Below are 19,006 nucleotides of genomic sequence, written 5' to 3' on the forward strand. Positions count from 1 at the left end.
CTTATGTGCCAGGGGATGCAGAGAAGTGTATCAACCTGGCTTCATTTATCATGATGTTTTTCTGCTACGCGGCTGTTTTGACTTTCCAGTACCTCCCCCTGCCATTGCACCAGTTAATGTATCAATGGTGCCTTTTAGGGATTCTGAGATTGTTTTCTCCGCCTCCAGGGTAGCTTCCAGCTTCATTACTTTGGCCTGGAGCGTTTTGAGTTCATTGCTTTGTTCAGCCACTTCCGCTTCATAGCCCTGGCTGACCAAAGTTACTTTATTCAGGTCGGCGCTCAGCGACTCGTTTAGTTTATGGAGTTCAGTAAGCTCGGCATTCACCGCCACCAGGTCACCCTCTTTCCCGGACAGTGCACTTTTCAGCTCAGTACAAAGGTTCTGTGCAGCAATCAATTCCTGTTCAAACCTGTCCCTCTCTGCCTTTGTATCTGACACAGTCTGACTTAACTGGTCGCATTGTCTGGAAAGACCGGCGTTATCAGAACGCTGCGTGTTGATCTCTTCGTTCAGCTTTTTTTGATATTCAAGGTGACCAGCGATCTCTGTTTTACGTTCAGCCAGTTGCTGGGAGAGTGAGTCATTTGACTGCTGTGCGAGGCTCAATTCATGCCGTGTGCTATCTAACTGGTGATGGCAGGTTTCGAGTTCTGCTTCGGCAACATTCAGCCTTGTTTCTAACTCCTTGACGGTACTGTCCCGGATCTCTAATCGACCCTGTAGTGCCTGATTCTCAAGTTTCAGCTCATCCATATCGGTAGCGCTTTGCTCAAGCCGCTGTAACAGCTGCGTTACCTCCTCCTCCAGCTGCATGCTACGTGCTTCAGCTTTTTTAACACTATCATTCTGTATTGCGGTATAGCTTCTACGGTAGTGCCAGGTGATGTACGAGATAATATCGCCGAGTGCAACCTTTACCTCATCGGGTATATCCAGGTAACGGGCCTCTTCAGGAACCTCTTTAACATACTTCTGGTACTCCGCGAACATCTCCTGTGACCTTGCAAACGAGCCGCCAACAGCGTTTCTGAGCCAGTGAACTTTGAAGCTCAGATCGATATTTTCCGGGTTAATTTCTTTCTCTTTGCACAGACGTTCGATTGCATTGAAGTAATCGATCATCGCGATAGATGAGTACCTTGAACGACCCATTTCCTTTGATTTTTCAGTGGATTCGCTGCGGATGTCATTCTGCACCTCTGGCGGGGTAGCATCGTTCAGGCTTTTTTCTTTATCATTTTCAATCATCATTTTTTTCCTGCGGCCGGAAGCTGGTTTGCAAAATATATGCTGATAAGATCGTTCAGAGCATTCAGAAGCGAGATACTGTCGATGCAAATATGAACGTTTCCATTCTCAAACAGGCGACACCGCCAGCCATTCTCATCACTGACCTCGCCTGTGAATTCTGTATTTCTCATGGCCGTCAGCCTGTCGACCATACTCAGCCCACCGCCGGTTGCAGGTGTTGGAGTATCAGAACAGATGCATACAATATTCTCAAAGTCGCGTAAACAAAAGTGATTGTCCTGCGAGAAACCGTTGTACCTCAGCACGTTCACACCAGGAAAAATCCCCCGAAGAACAAGCTTTTTTGGCATTGTATATTGCCTGGCATTGCTTTTGAAACTTCGGTCAAGCTTGTTGAGAACATCAACGAAACCTTCTGCAAGGGTGTCTCGTCTGTTAGCCAGTGCATGCTGTAATGTTCCCTTAACAATCTCCAGGGAAGCGACGGGCGGATCCGTACGAAGGGATTCGTTAAAGGCTTCTTTTTGCTTATGGTTCCAGTACCGGTCCATACCTGTTTCTTCAAAGAGCCTTTTCCACGTTTTACGGTCAATTTCCTTACGCCCCTCCTCGATGGTGCGATCCAGTGACGACGGAAGACCAAATGCGTTGGGCTGCATAATTCTGCTGGTGAAGAGAGAGAGACCGCACAGTTCCGACGCTTCCGAGATTAACCGCATCCCTTCTTCGAATTTCTGCATGGCCATATCCCGGGCGCTGATGAGCTGCCCTGTCCGGCTCGCCGGTACTGGCTCAGAACCCTGGTTTTGAGTCATTTTACACTCCATTTTGGTATGTCAGAACATTTTGATTTGAGCAAAGGTAGGACACTATAAAACCTATAGAATTTACGTAGAAACGCGTTTAGTAAAGGCTTTACTAATTACTAATGACTAACATATTAGCACTTTCAGATATGCCAGCAATAACCCCAGCCAGTGAAATAATGTGATGAGCCCATTAATTGGGGGTAATCATTCTATCTGGTTGATATTTAACGCTTTTAATTGTCATCCTTATGTAAGCCTATGGGATTTACTCCTAATTAAATCCCATTGTATGAAAAATAGGCATTTATAAGCTTTCATGACGTGACGTTGTCACGTATATCAATGGAATTTAGTCACTAGTAAAGAGTTAACTAGTGACTATCTGCCTAATCGGTGTGCTTGAACGGTGCACTCCAGGGCGGATATAAAAATTGATGAGAGATATACAGAAAATGATGGACCGGCTTAATAAGCCAGCCTTTCTTGGGAGGATTGATGCTGCTGAACACGCTATAAAGCGAAAATGCCCCTTTTTAACCTATAGGTAGGGCACTATGAGTAAGATACAATGGCACTGTTGCAAAGTTAGCGATGAGGCAGCCTTTTGTCTTATTCAAAGGCCTTACATTTCAAAAACTCTGCTTACCAGGCGCATTTCGCCCAGGGGATCACCATAATAAAATGCTGAGGCCTGGCCTTTGCGTAGTGCACGCATCACCTCAATACCTTTGATGGTGGCGTAAGCCGTCTTCATGGATTTAAATCCCAGCGTGGCGTTGATTATCCGTTTCAGTTTGCCATGATCGCATTCAATCACGTTGTTCCGGTACTTAATCTGTCGGTGTTCAACGTCAGACGGGCACCGGCCTTCGCGTTTGAGCAGAGCAAGCGCGCGACCATAGGCGGGCGCTTTATCCGTGTTGATGAATCGTGGGATCTGCCACTTCTTCACGTTGTTGAGGATTTTACCCAGAAACCGGTATGCAGCTTTGCTGTTACGACGGGAGGAGAGATAAAAATCGACAGTGCGGCCCCGGCTGTCGACGGCCCGGTACAGATACGCCCAGCGGCCATTGACCTTCACGTAGGTTTCATCCATGTGCCACGGGCAAAGATCGGAAGGGTTACGCCAGTACCAGCGCAGCCGTTTTTCCATTTCAGGCGCATAACGCTGAACCCAGCGGTAAATCGTGGAGTGATCGACATTCACTCCGCGTTCAGCCAGCATCTCCTGCAGCTCACGGTAACTGATGCCGTATTTGCAGTACCAGCGTACGGCCCACAGAATGATGTCACGCTGAAAATGCCGGCCTTTGAATGGGTTCATGTGCAGCTCCATCAGCAAAAGGGGATGATAAGTTTATCACCACCGACTATTTGCAACAGTGCCCGTCTTCTGACAAAACTACATCGCCAAGGCATGCTGATGCGAACGATGGGAGCAGACGCAATGTGTGAGAAAACGTGGGAATACTTTACACCACGTTCCCAGTATCGGCTTTCAATGCTTTTCCCTACTCCTGAGGCGAAGGGACCGGATTGCTGTCATCGTCTTGGTGATTCGGTACACGACTGGTCAACCCTTAAAGGTGGGCGCAAAAAAATAGGCAACGATAATTATGTCTATATGTTGTGGCGTTACAATGACTGTTGTGTTCGCTACGTTCCAGGCGTTTGATTTCTAAGGAGAAAATAAGTGAAACTTAGAAAAACAATCACCTCAGCGATTATTGCATCAATGGTTGCCAATACTATGAGTTGGGCTTTTTATGTCACACTCATAAACATGGTAATGACACCACGTGTTTACGCTGCTGACGCTATATTTGACCAGCTCGAAAATAATTTTAACCTTGCAAATCCTAACGCAAATCGCAATGCAACCACCAGTGCTCAGGACATTGTGGAGAAATACAAGAACGCGGATTCAGGCGAGAATGTCAGTGGGAAGATCACCGAGAAATACGTGGGTAAAGCCGAATCCGCTAATCTTAATCTCGGGAAGTATGGGGCAGGGAACTCTAATGAAAGTGTCATGAAAAATGCCGCATCCGATGGAAAGTCTATTGGTAGCGCCGTACAACTGCCGAGTATGTCTGGAGGGACAATCAATTCAAACTACACCAAGGAAGGGGCAAAGCTGCTCTCTCGTGATGCTAATGGCAACATTGGTATAAGCAGTAATCCCAATACTACTCCTGGAACCAAAACAAATACGGGAGAGATTTTCAGCTCAGAGCAAAAGCACAGCGATATAAAGTTCAACGCCGCAGATCGTTATGGGGATGAGGATGGCTTTGTTAACGATATAAAGAATCGGAAAAGCCAGTTATTTGATGCTCAAAGTTATGATGGCGTTGCCTACCGCACCCTCGTAAATGCTAACAAGGACAACCCGGCATCGTCTGTAAAGCCTAACGATCCCATGTTTACTGCGGGGAGAAATGAGATAACCAATGCTGTTGCTGGTACTGGAAACTGGCTTCAGAACTGTAATGTTGAGACCTCCAAAAAAACAGTAACCACACACTATCCTGATTACAAAGAGTTCTACTGTAACTCGCCTAAGCAAGATAACTTCAGCAGCTGCACGATAACTCGTGACTTCTCTGTTCCTGTATACATTTCAGGCGGAAACGGAGACATGTCGATGTGCGGCGATAATTGTGTGCGTATATGGTTTGGTCGCCGTGATGACAACTACTGGAGTGACGGGGTATTTGATAACGAACTGACATTAAAATTCCATCCGGATGCAAAATTGGCCTCAGCAAAGATTGTTAACGCGGAGTGGGATGACCACATGCGGGTAACACTTGATGGCACGCAGATTTTTGCTCACATAGATGGTGCATATCGAGAAAGTGACTATCCGGCTCCAAAGGGATCTTGGGAGTTAAAAAAATCGTGGAAACTCGACAAAGTATACGATGTAACTGAAAAGGTCAGAAAATCAGTTTATGAAGAACCTGATCGTGAAGTGACAATGGCATCCAGAGTCTGGGTTGGTGGGGGAGGTGAAGGGTACTTTGAGGTTGAGCTGACGTTTGAAAATATGAAGCTCGAAGATAAGCACGTCCAGGAACCAGCTGGTTGTTACGATGCTGTACAAACACCAAATACATTCTGCCGTTTCGATCGGTTTAAAGATATGGATGTTGGCACGAAGCGGCTTCCGGAAAGCGTGCTTTCTATGGCAAAGCCGCTGTATGAAGGCGATAAAGGCTTTCTTACCTGGAAGACTAACCTTGAAGGCTATTTTTGTGATCCATTGGCTAAAGACAAGATTTGCTCTTATGACGCCAGTGGGAAAATTATGAAAGACGCTAATGGAAAGGACCTCTGTTACAACTACGAAGAAATTAAGAGTATGCCTGATGCATGTAGTTCTTATAAAAATGATGCAGCATGTGTACTCGATAAACAAACATGTGCAGAGGGTTGGTTCGATGAGGGCACTAACAGCTGCTACATGTATGAACAGAAATACACCTGTGACAGAGGTAAGGATGTAGTTCGTGAGGTTGAATCTTCTACAAATGCCTGTGTTGGCATGATCCCATGTTCTGGAGGAACATGCGAAACTGGGCCAAAGGAAGAGAACAACGATTTTGGAAAAGTTGCGGCTTATTCAAACATGGTTCAGTACATGCAGGGCGAAGCCAAATGCGAAGACCCTAACGATGCCAATTCCTGTTCTGTCTTTGAAGGAAAACCTGAATGGTGTGGTCGTTCAGTAGGCTTTGTAAATGGCCTGGCAAAGACGGACTGCTGCGAAGCACCGCAGGGAACCGCAGGAGCACTTGAAGGTATCATGCTTGCCGGATCTATGATCAGAAACACTAACTGGACCAGAGTTAATGCTCAGCTAATAAAATGGACCGGCGGTGATACAGGTACATGGGCTTCTATGTCCAATGCGGTCGGTGAGTGGACTGCATCAGCTGGTAAAACAGTAGGGCAAATGTGGAACAATGTCACGAGCTCCTTAACGAGCGTATATGAAAACGTCGCTGGTAATCTAAGCAGGGCAGTTGGGTCTTCCGCAACTTCTGGAGGGGCAGGAGGTGCTGGCCAGTTGGCACAGGAAACAATGTCCAGCTTCGGTATAGGTCAGCTTAAGCAGATGGCAATGAAGAAAGCCTACGAATTGCTACCAGATACAGTTCGAGACTTTGTCTTTAAGAACGTTGCTACTACCGGAGGAGAGGTTGTCTTCTCGGCTGCGGTTCAAAACTTTATGCTTGCATTAAACGTGATCGGTTGGATTTATACAGCCTATCAGGTCACTAAAATGCTTTTAGAAATGTTGGTAGCATGCGACCAGAAAGAGATGGAAGCTTCTATTCATAAGAATCAAAAATCCTGTTTTACATTAGATACGGAACGATGCGTCAAATATCTGAATGTTGGTTTCACAAAGAAATGCGTTAAAAAAGCAACAGACATGTGCTGTTATAATTCCATGTTGTCACGCGTTATTATGCAACAAGCTTATCCGCAATTAGGAATAGACCCTGTCGCCTCTAATTGCGTGGGGCTATCAATAAAGCAAATACAGCAACTGGATTTCGATAAAATTGATCTGACGGAGTGGATTAATGATGCAGTTCAGGTAGGAGAAGTTCCTGATCAATATTCAAAATTCTCCGAAGAATCAATTGTGGAAAACTTACCATTCCAGAATGAGAACTATCAACTTCCATCAGAACGTACCAAGGAAGCAATGGGCGGTGAAGAAAATATGATAAAGGCCAGACAAGAAAATGCTCAGGCTATAAAAGAGGAAAATGTAGATTGTAGCTATTTACCTCGACCGGCCATATGTGAGGTAGGTTCAACTACGCTGGATCCGGTTACGGGCAAGCAGTTGCCGAAATATTGAAGAAGGGGCCGTTAGGCCCCTTTTTTAATTACTTGGCTTTCAATGTTTTTTCTGGGAAGCCTTTTTTACCGTATTCACCGGTAAAGAGGTAATAATCTTTTCCGTTGATGGAGGCTGCAACACCCCCTGGAGTTGTTGTATTTGGGCTATCAGAACGGAAAATGATACCCGAAAAATCAGCGCTTGTTTCGTTTCCTTTAAATGGGATGAACACATAACGAATTACAGCGTAATCACCAGCGGGAAGGTTTAGCTGAGGAATTTCGGTTCCTGTTGCGGGGCGAATCGCCTGAAAGCTGTACATTGAATCTGTAGGGAAAACATCAGCATCAGGCTTAGAGGGCAGATCACAGGTACTCCATTTATTGACGACTGCCATATCAATTTTACATGTGGCCAGAGCTGCTTTCTGTTTTTCAGGGTTGTATCCAAATGAGGCCTGAGTTGCTTTTGTATGCTCAAAAACATACTTAGCTCCTTCACGTACCAAACTTTCATCATTGTAAGGCAATTTTTTTGGATTGGGGACGAACACTAGGTATTGATTGACCTGGATGTATTCGGCGTCAGAAGAACTGTACAAAGAGCCGAGGCTCATGATCCCAAAACCTTTTAGACCGCCTGTTACGTAGCCCATCGAACTATTGATGAGATACTTAGAAAGAAAGTTGTCGGCATCCCCTCCAGGAGTAACCTCTTGCTCCTTAAAATTAACGTCGAAACCAGCAAACGAATAGGCATTCTTGGCGACAGAATCATTTGCTTTAGCATGCCAGTACTGGCCGTGACTGTACGCATTCAGAGCGGTGCCTGGCGTAGTGCCGGTGTCACCGGCACAACCCGATAGGGAAAAACCAATGACGACAGAAGAGACCAGAGATACTAAACGTAAAAGTTTCATTTAAAGCCCTTTTTGTAATGTCTTTTGGAGATGGAACCATTATTCCATAGTCACGCGTTTCACAAACAACCTGATTGCATAAAAAAGGAAAAAAAGTGATTTCCAGTAGAACCAGCAGTACACAAGAAAAGCGCTTTTATAAAAATGTATAATTATTAAAACGAAGTAATGAGGTTGAAATGGGTAAGCCAACAGAAGAGCAAAGACCTGTTATCGAGAATGCTAGCGCAAACAATATGGTGATAGCAGCGCCTGGATCAGGCAAATCATTCACCATGATAGAAGCGGTTATATCGATTCTCAAAAAGTATCCATATGCAAGAATCGGGATGGTGACCTTTACTCGCGCTGCAACAAACGCACTTGCAGCAAAGTTACAAAAGCGATTGAGCAAGAAGGATCTTGACCGGGTGCTGGTGGATACTTTTCACGGACTCGTTAAGAAGCAACTGGACATGATTCGCTGGCCGGGAAAGATGTTGATAGGGCCAGCACAGAGATCTGTCATTCACCGGGCTTTGAAAGAATCCGGTGTAACGATGAAGTTTGCTGAAGCTGAATTCGTTATTGATGCTATCGGCAGAGAAATGGATACGGATGTGATTTCAGTTCGGCATAACAGACAACAGATCCATTTATTTAATACCTATCAGGCGTTATGCCAGAAAGACCATGTGGCGGACCTCAATGCTCTTTCAAAATTTGTTGTCGGTCAAATGCATTCGGGAAAAATGCGCACGTTAGATTTGACACATTTGATAGTAGACGAAGTTCAGGATACTGACTCTATACAATTCTCATGGATAGCATTGCATACAAGAGCTGGAGTCTATACGAGTATAGTTGGAGACGATGATCAGGCCATCTACTCCTTCAGATCCTCAGGAGGAGTAAAAATATTTCAACAGTTTGAAAAACACTTCAGACCTAACATATTTTACTTAAACACATGCTTTAGGTGTGAACCTGAAATTTTAGAGGTGGCCGGAGCACTGATAGGAAAGAATGTTTACCGTTATGCCAAAGAGTTACGCTCGGCAAAAAAGGGAGGAGGAAAGGTCACTTTTCGTTCATATGTAGATATGGAGGAACAGATACAGGGTATTTTAAGCCTTATAAATCAGGATCCACATGGATGGGCAATTCTAAGCCGCAATAATGCTCACTTGGATGAGCTAGAAAGTTTGATCGAACAGCCAGTAATTCGTTACGGAGGTAAATCATTCTGGGATGAAAAAGAAACAAGCGATGTGTTAAGCCTTATGGCCTTTTTCCGACAATCAAATGATCCTCGCTTAATGAAGAGAGTATTGGCATTGTTTGGAGAACAGGAATCAGTTTTGGATGATGTGGCATTGAGTATGAGAGGAAGAAAAGTTACTTTTGGCGACCTTGCCATCCCGGAGGACAGTTCTCTCGAAACAAAAACATTACATTCAAACTTCGTGCGCTTTACCCAGGAAAGTACTGATAAAGTTGAGATAGCAAAACGTTTCGCCAACCTTACGAAATGGATGGAATCGTCGTCAATCAAGATGAGGAGTAATAAAGGTACAGCAACCTTAACAAAAATTGCTTTAGACACTTGTAAACAGTGGGCAGAAAAGACTGGTTGGATGAATATGATCAATCGTGCTGCTGCAATGTCATTAGGCCCTAGGAAGAAGGACGAGGAATACAGCCCAGAGAAAGTAGTCCTATCAACCTTGCATGGTTCAAAGGGTCTTGAGTGGAATAAAGTAATAATAATGAGTTGTAATGCGGATCAGATACCAAGTAAAAGATCAGTTGGGGAGGAGGCAATAGAAGAAGAAAGACGTTTGCTTTATGTTGGATTTACGCGTGCAGAAAAGCAACTTTTTGTAATGTGGTATGGTGACCCTTCTTTCTTTTTAAGAGAATGCAGTGAAGAAAAGATAAAAGAAGCAGCTAATATTCGAATTTCTCCAGTTTATACAGAATAATTCGATATGGGCATTTACTTATGCTTAAAGCTATAGTATAAAAACAATGAGCTTAAATATCAGCTCCCAAATTTGAGTAACTTTGCTTAAAGTTACTTTCGCGTTAAGCGTTGATTTAGCCGTGAAAAGCGGCCAGCTTAAACAAGCTGTAAGACACCACCGGCAAAATGTCACCTTTGTCGCTGGTGCACTTCCCATGCCTGAAAAAGGCAATCTGAATTTACCAAACCGTAACTAATTTAGCTCCTCCTGGAGCTATTTTTGTTGCGTACTTCTAATGCCAGATAGTATAAATCAGGCGGTTCATAGCTTACGGGAGATGAATGACAGGCTTTGCCTTCGTGTTGAAACAAAAAATTGTTTCTTCCTTCTTACTATATATAGGTGACCCCAAATGTCTAAAAATAAAGCTCGCAGTAAAGCCCTTCATCAAACCTTTAGTGAAATTATTCCAGAGATGGATAAGGCGCTAAACAAACAGCTCTTAGAAGTTCTGATGAAATATACAGAACGTGATAATGAACTGATTGTTATTTTGAATGAGGACGGCCCAAATATCATTGAACTTAAGTCTCTTAAGCCTGTGTCTTTGTTGGCCGAAAAGCTTTCTGCTTATTCAAGCTATTATCATGTGGATGTTGTGGAGCTCGTGGTCAAGAAAATTGATTTCGAAGGAGCTTATAAGCTTCTTAAAGCTTCCCCAGATGTACCACTTTTTAAAAGCTTAACTGAACTGGATAAATATCTTGTTGAGGAGTTTGAAAAATACGGATTAAATTCATTTCTTGACGTGGATAATCTGGATTACTCACTTGAAAAAGCCAGTGAACTCAAAAATGAGCAGTTAATAAATTGGGTTTCGGACATCATTTGCAAACGTGAAAAATTAACTTTACGTAAGCGTTTTGATGTCGCAGTAAAGGCCCACTACGAAAATGTAGAAAAAATGTATGATACCATTCGTCCGTTAATGAAAAAACTGGGTTTCCCAGAAGATCTCATGACGCACACCTTTAGTGAGTTAAGCGTTTTTGAAACTAAAGGATGGGACCATGCAATAAAATCGAAAATTGAGACTCTCGCTAAGCGTGAAACTCAATATTTAGATGATGCGGCTAAAGCAGAGAATCGACGTCTTGTAACAGAGAAGTTGGAGAACTCTTTAGCGATTGCACCAACTAAACCAACAAGAAATTGGTTACATATTGCCGGAATTGCCTGTTTGGTAGTCTGCACGTTCATGTATGTAACTAATAAATTTATTTAATCCTGTTAAGGGGGAACCCTAACGGGGCTTCTCTTTGAACAAATCGAGGAGCGGAAAATGTCATATCTTGAATATATCAATGAAGTAAAAGTGTCCGGGATAGTTATCAGTGCTGTGGAGAAAAAAATGACTGACCAGAGTATAGGTTTGTTAATAAAGCTCAAAAATAGGATGAAGACAGAAGTTGATGGTGAAATCACTGAGAGAGAATTTTCAGTTCAAATCAAGGTGTCGCCTGAAATGTATTCAACCTGTTTCACTGGTATAAATCAGGGTGATGAGTTGATGGTCTCCGGTTATATTGTTGTCGATACTATTATGATTGAAGGGAGAGAACATCCTCTTGACTACATGAGAGTGGTAGCAACAAGTAAGTTGGCTCACATACCTAAACCTCTAAAAGGTTTTGGACAAAGTAGCTTTAATCAGATCTGACATTAAACCCACCCTAAAGGGGAGAAATCCCTTCATGGGATTTCTCCTTTTGGAGTCCCCATGAAACAAAAATTTAGGGCTACTGCAATAAGTAGTAATCAACTTAGTTTTTTTTCTATACTCGATATAGATGAAGATGAAATAACGCAAATAGTTGATTCACCCAAAGAGCATTTAAATGATGCTTACACGTCCGGATTAAACTTTAAATCAGAAGAAAGTAACATTTCTGAGATAAATTATGATTCTGAAAGGCGTGAAAATCACCTTTATGAAAAATCCAAATTACTTAAAAATCAGATTTTGCATACAATTAATTTTGCAGCAGAAACAGATTATCTATATACGGTTGAAGAATATAACCCAGATTTGGGTGGTCTGGTAATAGAATGGACCCCTGAGGATGTGTATGTTGTTTTTCTATCCGCTATGGAAGAGTCTTTGGAAATCATTAAAGAACTAGTGTTGAGGAGAAAGTTATTCTTCAAAGATGACAATGGTAATATCACAGTGAATCCACTTTTAGAAGCTGAAACACGGTGGTATATGTCAAAATCATTTGAATACACTTGTTTATGTCATGGACTTGATGCATGTGAATTTAGAGCGGAATTAAAATCATGGCTCTATTATCATTCGCATCGTTCGATTAGTGAAAACACGAAATTAGCTGAATGCAGGAATGATGATGAAATCATTTTGCATGATTGCAATGACGATATGGGCTGGGACATCTTCTTTGATCAGGATTATTTAATGTCAGAAAAAAAACTGGCTGTTAAATGGACTGACAGGGAAATTATGGATGTTTACATAAAAGCTTTTAAATCCACATTAGAGTTGTTTGACGAGCTTGTTTCATGTGATCTGTTAACTAAACGAAACGCTTTTGGCAAGTTAGAAATCAATCCAATATTCGAAAATCATTTTGAATGGATCATGTCTGAAGCTTTTGAAATAGTGGGAAATCATCTTGGTTATAATGTGCCTCAAATCAGGAAACTGATGGCAACTATTTGCCAAATGAATCTCAAATAAAATGCCACTGGCAAACATCTGCCAGAGGGCGGTGTTTGCATTTTACCGGAGTTAAAAATGTCTAATGCCGCTATGAAGTTAAATGAAACATCTTCTGATGCTTATGAAAAATTAGAAGCTCTTCTTTCCCCGGATGTTATAAAGTTAAAACATTATGTGGATAAAGGTGAGTATCTTTTAGTTCTAGCAAAGGACCTTTTTGGTATTCCAGAAATGGATCCAAAGATGGCTGTGCCTGTTTTCAAAACTAAAACCTCGTATCGAGCTCCGCTGAACAAAGACTACATACCAAATCCCCGAATACTTGAACAAGTGGTTAAACTGCTTATCAGTCCGGATATAGATTTAAGTGTGTGTCTTAAAGGTGAGTCCGGTTCTGGCAAGACTGAAATGGTAATGTACATTAGCCACATGATGAATTGGCCGCTGACAATTAAGCAGATCAACAGCAATATTCGAGTTGATGAGCTTGAAGGTGAGCGCAGTCTTAATGGTGGTAATACAGGTTTTGTACACAGCGATTTGGTAACGGGATTTCGTAATGGTCACCTCATTCTTCTGGATGAAGTGGACAAAATCGATCCTGATACGGCAGCAAAACTTCACATGCCCATTGAACGTAAGCCCTGGTCACTCAGTGCTAATGGTGGTGAGGTTATAACTGCTAATGGCTACACGCGATTTATTGGTACTGCAAACACAAACATGAGTGGAGGCGCTCGCCGGTTCGTTTCTTCTCAACGTCAAGATGCAGCTTTTATAAAGCGGTTCTTGATAGTTGAAATGGAGAAGCCCGACAAAGTTGCTTTAACCAATGTGCTTACTAAACGATATAGCTCTTTGCCTTTTCAGGTCATTGAGAAGTTCGTAAGAGTAGCGATTGCAGTAAATGACTCTGGTACAGAAGACAGTGTGATGGATATTCGTCAATTAGTAGCTTGGGTTGGCACGTCGATGACGTTAAAAACCTTTAGTCTTCTTGACACTTTCAAAATAGCTTTTGCTTCTGCTTTACCTTTACATGTGGTCGATCTTGTTCTTCAAGCTATAGATCTTTCTCTTGGCGAAGACAAGGATAAATCGCTGGAGTATTTCACAGCAAAAAAGTCGAGTTAGATGGGATTTGTTATGAAACCTCTGATATTTGTATCTCAGAGTTATCCCATCTTGAATTTAGTGCGTTTTTAAGTACGGATGGTGCTGCTACCATTGCTATAGCAAAAAACGGAACTAATTTTACTGGACTTATGCAACTGAATAACGACTATTCTTTATTGTTTTATCATGATGGTAAAATAAATATGGAAGGTCTGATTAAACAAATGGAATTAAAAGGTTATATGTATCAGGGAGCAATGGGCAATGATGATGTTGTTGCTGAGTTTCCCGGTATTCTTTTAATTTCACCAGAGAAGCTTTAATATCAACCCTATCGGGAAATCTTTCCCGTTGGGGAGGGTTTCCCCTTTTTTTTGGAGAAACCCATGACTTTAAATACTTCAATGCTTAACAAAGTATCTGCAAAACAAATCTCTGAGAATTTTGCAAAATCATATCCAGATTTACTGGAAGGTGCAGTTATAACAAAAATTGAAATAAGTGGCTGTCAAGGATCGCGTCGAACCGATAAAATCGATTTGTCTTATGATGGAGATGATATTACGGATCAAAAAAGCGTATCTAAAAGCGAAGTACGCTGGATTGACATAAAAGCCCTTAGCTTCAAAAGTACGATTACCAGCAGAATATCAACTCTTTGCTCACGCTTGTGCATCCGCTATAGCAATATGTGGATTTTACCAGTATCCAGTATGGAAGAGTTTCTGGAAGGGGCCCAAGAGATTGAACGAGAGTTTCAGGCAGGTATTCAAAACGTTGTAGACAATTATGAGATGCATATTGAGGCTGAAAAAAATAGAAGCCCAAGAATGTCTTCTTTGATTGATCAGTTGAAATTAACTAAAGATGATTTCATAAAATCCTTTAGATTTAATATTGCTCACTTTATTCCTTTTACGCCTATTAGCGTTGAAGGTGATGAAACCCAGGACTACTATCAGGAACAATTGATAACAGATCTGGCAGAAGAAGCAATGAAGGTTTATGAAAAAATTAGCAAAAATAACAATTTGCGCTCAAGTACTATTGACCGACTGAAGCAAATGCAAAATAAGATCATTAGCTTCATGTTTATACATAAAGAGGCGGCAGTACTTGCAGAAGCTATAAAACACATAATGAATAATTTACCTAAAGGTGCCATTTCTGAACCTCGCGACGTTGCGGTGTTACAGCAGTGGTTTTATTTCATGAGTGATGCTTCAATGTTAAAGCGTATTATTTCAGGAGAGCAAAAGGTTACTGACTGGTTGGAATCTATTACCAGATCATTTAATCAAAGCTCACAAACAGAACCGAACGCGCTACAGAACACAGGTATTGAAGCTATTTTAGATTCAACAAATGTGTTCCAGGTTGAACCTGTCGTAGAGAACGATATAAATAACAGCACGTTTTCAAACACTGATCCTGTAGCTGAACCTGAGAAATCAGTTTCGCAACAGGAAGACAATGTTGAAAATGGTTTTGATATCGAGCTCAAAGGCTGGTAACTGTTTGCTTTATTAAAAACCCCAGATGGGTACTTCACCATCTGGGTGAGTACCCCTTTTTTATAAAGAGGTATTCTATGAAATTAGATCTTAAATCATCACCGCGCCATATTAAGCGTTTACAGAATATAGCAAAAGTCATTAGCGGCTTAGGCGATGTAAGAGTTGTAATAGACGACAATACCAAAGGACCGTATTTTGATCCTGTAAATAAAGTTTGTGTTTTACCAAACGGCGATTATAGCGATGATGACTTTGTCAGTCTGATTGAAGGTTTTACCTGTCATGAAGCTGGTCATGGTCGCTATACCGACAGCGAGGTTTACAGTGACGCCTTTAATAGTGTTCTCAAGTCATCTGAAGGGTTTACACGCTTCGATGACGGAATGAATGCAGAGTTTGAGAGCCTCGCTGAGAAACGTAAAGCTTATAGCAGGGCAAAACGTCTTACCGGGCTTATAAATCTGTTCGATGATGTACAGATGGAAGAGAAGGTTGGTAACGATTATCCGGATGCAAAGCGGCGGCTTGCAGCCACTTACGCACTGATGGTTAAAGCCGGAAGGATGACTCCTGATATATCTTCTCGTCCGGAAAATCCTGTCCTATTTATTGAGTGGTATCTGCTTAACTCATTGCGAGTAAAAGTCCTTCAGCAGGCAGGTCACAAAGAAACACTCGATCCGTTTTTTGACTATGCCCAAAAGATACTTTCTCCAGTAATTTCTGATGTTGAGGAAATTTTTCATGATGCTCTTGGTTGTGAAAATACTCAGGGCTGTGAATCCCTTGCTCGTAAGACCCTGGCTCTTTTAGAGAGACTGCGGGATGAGGCAAGGGAACAACAGCAGCAGACAGAGCAGGAGGAGCAGGAGGCATATGATGAATCCGAGACCGATACCGATACCGATACCGAATCAGAAGATAAATCGCTTGAGTCGACTGATAGTCGTGAGGATGATTCTGAGGACGATAGTGAAGGTCAGGCAGATACTTCCGATAACTCTGATCTTGCTCAAGAGGGATGTTCTGAGCCTTCAGAACTTGCTGAAGATAACGAGGGAAATAATGAACCCACCGGTGGCAATCCCACAGGTGATAACATTATTGAAGACGATACTGATGCGATTAACCCTTCCGAGAGTGAATCAGATGAAGCCAGTTCGACTAACGTTGAAGATGAAAGTAACTTTTCATCGGCTCAATGGGAGATACTGGCAGATTTGTTGGATGCCTTTCTTGGCAGTGATGAGGATAGCGAAGATTATCACGATGCTTTGGCTAAAGAGATTGAAGGTATTGCATCAAAAGTATCCGATGACGTGAAAGCCGAATTCGGTGCTTCTGAATGGGATATCCCTGATCTCCTTATCGATTTGAATGTTTACAATGAGGCTTTGTCTGGCACTGTTGCAAAGTTAGCGATGAGGCAGCCTTTTGTCTTATTCAAAGGCCTTACATTTCAAAAACTCTGCTTACCAGGCGCATTTCGCCCAGGGGATCACCATAATAAAATGCTGAGGCCTGGCCTTTGCGTAGTGCACGCATCACCTCAATACCTTTGATGGTGGCGTAAGCCGTCTTCATGGATTTAAATCCCAGCGTGGCGTTGATTATCCGTTTCAGTTTGCCATGATCGCATTCAATCACGTTGTTCCGGTACTTAATCTGTCGGTGTTCAACGTCAGACGGGCACCGGCCTTCGCGTTTGAGCAGAGCAAGCGCGCGACCATAGGCGGGCGCTTTATCCGTGTTGATGAATCGTGGGATCTGCCACTTCTTCACGTTGTTGAGGATTTTACCCAGAAACCGGTATGCAGCTTTGCTGTTACGACGGGAGGAGAGATAAAAATCGACAGTGCGGCCCCGGCTGTCGACGGCCCGGTACAGATACGCCCAGCGGCCATTGACCTTCACGTAGGTTTCATCCATGTGCCACGGGCAAAGATCGGAAGGGTTACGCCAGTACCAGCGCAGCCGTTTTTCCATTTCAGGCGCATAACGCTGAACCCAGCGGTAAATCGTGGAGTGATCGACATTCACTCCGCGTTCAGCCAGCATCTCCTGCAGCTCACGGTAACTGATGCCGTATTTGCAGTACCAGCGTACGGCCCACAGAATGATGTCACGCTGAAAATGCCGGCCTTTGAATGGGTTCATGTGCAGCTCCATCAGCAAAAGGGGATGATAAGTTTATCACCACCGACTATTTGCAACAGTGCCGCCGATATGATCCAACTGATAAAGGAATTTGACGCTCAGGGCGTGGCAGTCCGGTTCATTGATGACGGGATCAGTACCGACGGTGATATGGGGCAAATGGTGGTCACCATCCTGTCGGCTGTGGCACAGGCTGAACGCCGGAGGATCCTAGAACGCACGAATGAGGGCCGACAGGAAGCAAAGCTGAAAGGAATCAAATTTGGCCGCAGGCGTACCGTGGACAGGAACGTCGTGCTGACGCTTCATCAGAAGGGCACTGGTGGGGGTCAGTTTGGATATCGAAAATTATTGTACGTTAAGCTCATTTTTTATCATTTCTGGTTTTTTTGGAAACGTAATATTCTGGATGTTAAGACGGTCATGCGGGGACATTGAACACAGATAATCATGTCCAGGTACGAACGTCCCATATAGAGTGTGAGCATTGATCGTGCTGTATTTTCGTTTATAGTAGATAGATTCTGTATCATACAGAGCACGTGGTCAGCACTAAAGTACATTACGCTGACTTATTCTGTTCACTGAGGGCTGAGTACCTGCTTTCAAGGATTTATCTGCTGAATCATGCGGGTAATGACTCCAACTTATTGATAGTGTTTTATGTTCAGATAATGCCCGATGACTTTGTCATGCAGCTCCACCGATTTTGAGAACGACAGCGACTTCCGTCCCAGCCGTGCCAGGTGCTGCCTCAGATTCAGGTTATGCCGCTCAATTCGCTGCGTATATCGCTTGCTGATTACGTGCAGCTTTCCCTTCAGGCGGGATTCATACAGCGGCCAGCCATCCGTCATCCATATCACCCTTTGACGGGCACTGTTGCAAATAGTCGGTGGTGATAAACTTATCATCCCCTTTTGCTGATGGAGCTGCACATGAACCCATTCAAAGGCCGGCATTTTCAGCGTGACATCATTCTGTGGGCCGTACGCTGGTACTGCAAATACGGCATCAGTTACCGTGAGCTGCAGGAGATGCTGGCTGAACGCGGAGTGAATGTCGATCACTCCACGATTTACCGCTGGGTTCAGCGTTATGCGCCTGAAATGGAAAAACGGCTGCGCTGGTACTGGCGTAACCCTTCCGATCTTTGCCCGTGGCACATGGATGAAACCTACGTGAAGGTCAATGGCCGCTGGGCGTATCTGTACCGGGCCGTCGACAGCCGGGGCCGCACTGTCGATTTTTATCTCTCCTCCCGTCGTAACAGCAAAGCTGCATACCGGTTTCTGGGTAAAATCCTCAACAACGTGAAGAAGTGGCAGATCCCGCGATTCATCAACACGGATAAAGCGCCCGCCTATGGTCGCGCGCTTGCTCTGCTCAAACGCGAAGGCCGGTGCCCGTCTGACGTTGAACACCGACAGATTAAGTACCGGAACAACGTGATTGAATGCGATCATGGCAAACTGAAACGGATAATCGGCGCCACGCTGGGATTTAAATCCATGAAGACGGCTTACGCCACCATCAAAGGTATTGAGGTGATGCGTGCACTACGCAAAGGCCAGGCCTCAGCATTTTATTATGGTGATCCCCTGGGCGAAATGCGCCTGGTAAGCAGAGTTTTTGAAATGTAAGGCCTTTGAATAAGACAAAAGGCTGCCTCATCGCTAAC

15 protein-coding genes and 3 pseudogenes are annotated in these 19,006 nt (G+C 43.4%); 12 read left to right on the forward strand and 6 right to left on the reverse strand.

The genetic code is table 11. The annotated features are described in order from the left end of the window. Positions 1 to 48: 48 nt before the first annotated feature. From EOS98_RS23765 to EOS98_RS23780, 3 genes are all read right to left on the reverse strand, one after another. Positions 49 to 1,254 carry a hypothetical protein gene (locus EOS98_RS23765; RefSeq protein WP_001572381.1) on the reverse strand — a complete coding sequence of 402 codons (1,206 nt, stop codon included), beginning with the start codon at positions 1,252 to 1,254 and terminating at the stop codon, positions 49 to 51. Then, entirely contained in the window at positions 1,251 to 2,069 is an 819-nt protein-coding gene (locus tag EOS98_RS23770; RefSeq protein ID WP_000193209.1) for a DUF4942 domain-containing protein, read from the reverse strand. The genes EOS98_RS23765 and EOS98_RS23770 overlap by 4 nt, the downstream gene beginning before the upstream one ends. 616 nt (positions 2,070 to 2,685) lie before the next feature. Next, a complete protein-coding gene (locus tag EOS98_RS23780) occupies positions 2,686 to 3,390 on the reverse strand; it encodes an IS6-like element IS26 family transposase (RefSeq protein WP_001067858.1) in 705 nt (234 codons plus the stop codon). A gap of 63 nt (positions 3,391 to 3,453) precedes the next feature. On the opposite strand from EOS98_RS23780, the pseudogene trhU reads away from it, so the two are divergent. Both trhU and trhN read left to right on the forward strand, forming a co-directional pair. Further along, positions 3,454 to 3,741 (forward strand): annotated as a pseudogene (gene trhU, locus EOS98_RS23785) (IncHI-type conjugal transfer protein TrhU); the annotation flags it as partial. Positions 3,742 to 3,759: 18 nt separating this feature from the next. Further along, positions 3,760 to 6,948, forward strand: a complete 3,189-nt coding sequence (gene trhN / locus EOS98_RS23790) for an IncHI-type conjugal transfer protein TrhN (RefSeq protein WP_000776705.1) — start codon at positions 3,760 to 3,762, stop codon at positions 6,946 to 6,948. Between the two features lie 28 nt (positions 6,949 to 6,976). On the opposite strand, the gene EOS98_RS23795 is transcribed toward trhN, so the two are convergent. Continuing rightward, a complete protein-coding gene (locus tag EOS98_RS23795; protein ID WP_000771832.1) occupies positions 6,977 to 7,849 on the reverse strand; it encodes a hypothetical protein in 873 nt (290 codons plus the stop codon). A 179-nt stretch (positions 7,850 to 8,028) separates the two neighbouring features. Between EOS98_RS23795 and trhI the strand changes: the two genes are divergently transcribed. From trhI to EOS98_RS23830, 8 genes are all read left to right on the forward strand, one after another. Further along, complete coding sequence (gene trhI / locus EOS98_RS23800; RefSeq protein WP_042634277.1) at positions 8,029 to 9,813, forward strand: IncHI-type conjugal transfer helicase TrhI; 1,785 nt, start codon at positions 8,029 to 8,031, stop codon at positions 9,811 to 9,813. 394 nt (positions 9,814 to 10,207) lie between these two features. Further along, positions 10,208 to 11,080 (forward strand): hypothetical protein, encoded by an 873-nt coding sequence (locus EOS98_RS23805; RefSeq protein ID WP_000041927.1) that lies wholly within the window; start codon positions 10,208 to 10,210, stop codon positions 11,078 to 11,080. A 57-nt stretch (positions 11,081 to 11,137) separates the two neighbouring features. After that, the gene (locus tag EOS98_RS23810) at positions 11,138 to 11,515 is read left to right on the forward strand and encodes a hypothetical protein (protein WP_000120822.1); all 378 of its coding nucleotides are present in this window, start codon (positions 11,138 to 11,140) and stop codon (positions 11,513 to 11,515) included. A gap of 60 nt (positions 11,516 to 11,575) precedes the next feature. Then, a complete protein-coding gene (locus EOS98_RS23815; protein ID WP_042634278.1) occupies positions 11,576 to 12,553 on the forward strand; it encodes a hypothetical protein in 978 nt (325 codons plus the stop codon). A 57-nt stretch (positions 12,554 to 12,610) separates the two neighbouring features. Beyond that, entirely contained in the window at positions 12,611 to 13,669 is a 1,059-nt protein-coding gene (locus EOS98_RS23820; RefSeq protein WP_000063335.1) for an ATP-binding protein, read from the forward strand. A gap of 131 nt (positions 13,670 to 13,800) precedes the next feature. Beyond that, complete coding sequence (locus tag EOS98_RS24670; RefSeq protein WP_001176647.1) at positions 13,801 to 13,974, forward strand: hypothetical protein; 174 nt, start codon at positions 13,801 to 13,803, stop codon at positions 13,972 to 13,974. Positions 13,975 to 14,037: 63 nt separating this feature from the next. Next, on the forward strand, positions 14,038 to 15,165 hold the full coding sequence (locus tag EOS98_RS23825; RefSeq protein WP_000174395.1) for a DUF3150 domain-containing protein: 1,128 nt from the start codon (positions 14,038 to 14,040) through the stop codon (positions 15,163 to 15,165). A 77-nt stretch (positions 15,166 to 15,242) separates the two neighbouring features. After that, complete coding sequence (locus EOS98_RS23830; protein ID WP_225872855.1) at positions 15,243 to 16,730, forward strand: hypothetical protein; 1,488 nt, start codon at positions 15,243 to 15,245, stop codon at positions 16,728 to 16,730. On the opposite strand, the gene EOS98_RS23835 is transcribed toward EOS98_RS23830, so the two are convergent. Next, complete coding sequence (locus tag EOS98_RS23835) at positions 16,621 to 17,325, reverse strand: IS6-like element IS26 family transposase (RefSeq protein ID WP_001067858.1); 705 nt, start codon at positions 17,323 to 17,325, stop codon at positions 16,621 to 16,623. The two genes, EOS98_RS23830 and EOS98_RS23835, sit on opposite strands and share 110 nt — an antisense overlap. 63 nt (positions 17,326 to 17,388) lie before the next feature. On the opposite strand from EOS98_RS23835, the pseudogene EOS98_RS23840 reads away from it, so the two are divergent. Then, a pseudogene (locus EOS98_RS23840) lies at positions 17,389 to 17,763 on the forward strand (recombinase family protein); the annotation flags it as partial. Between the two features lie 209 nt (positions 17,764 to 17,972). Here EOS98_RS23840 and EOS98_RS23845 read toward each other — a convergent pair. Continuing rightward, positions 17,973 to 18,191: pseudogene (locus EOS98_RS23845) on the reverse strand (IS1 family transposase); the annotation flags it as partial. 72 nt (positions 18,192 to 18,263) lie between these two features. On the opposite strand from EOS98_RS23845, the gene EOS98_RS23850 reads away from it, so the two are divergent. Further along, entirely contained in the window at positions 18,264 to 18,968 is a 705-nt protein-coding gene (locus EOS98_RS23850; RefSeq protein ID WP_001067855.1) for an IS6-like element IS26 family transposase, read from the forward strand. Positions 18,969 to 19,006: the final 38 nt, after the last annotated feature.

It is taken from the genome of Salmonella sp. SSDFZ69 (assembly GCF_004010755.1).
GTDB classification, from domain to species: Bacteria; Pseudomonadota; Gammaproteobacteria; order Enterobacterales; family Enterobacteriaceae; genus Salmonella; species Salmonella enterica.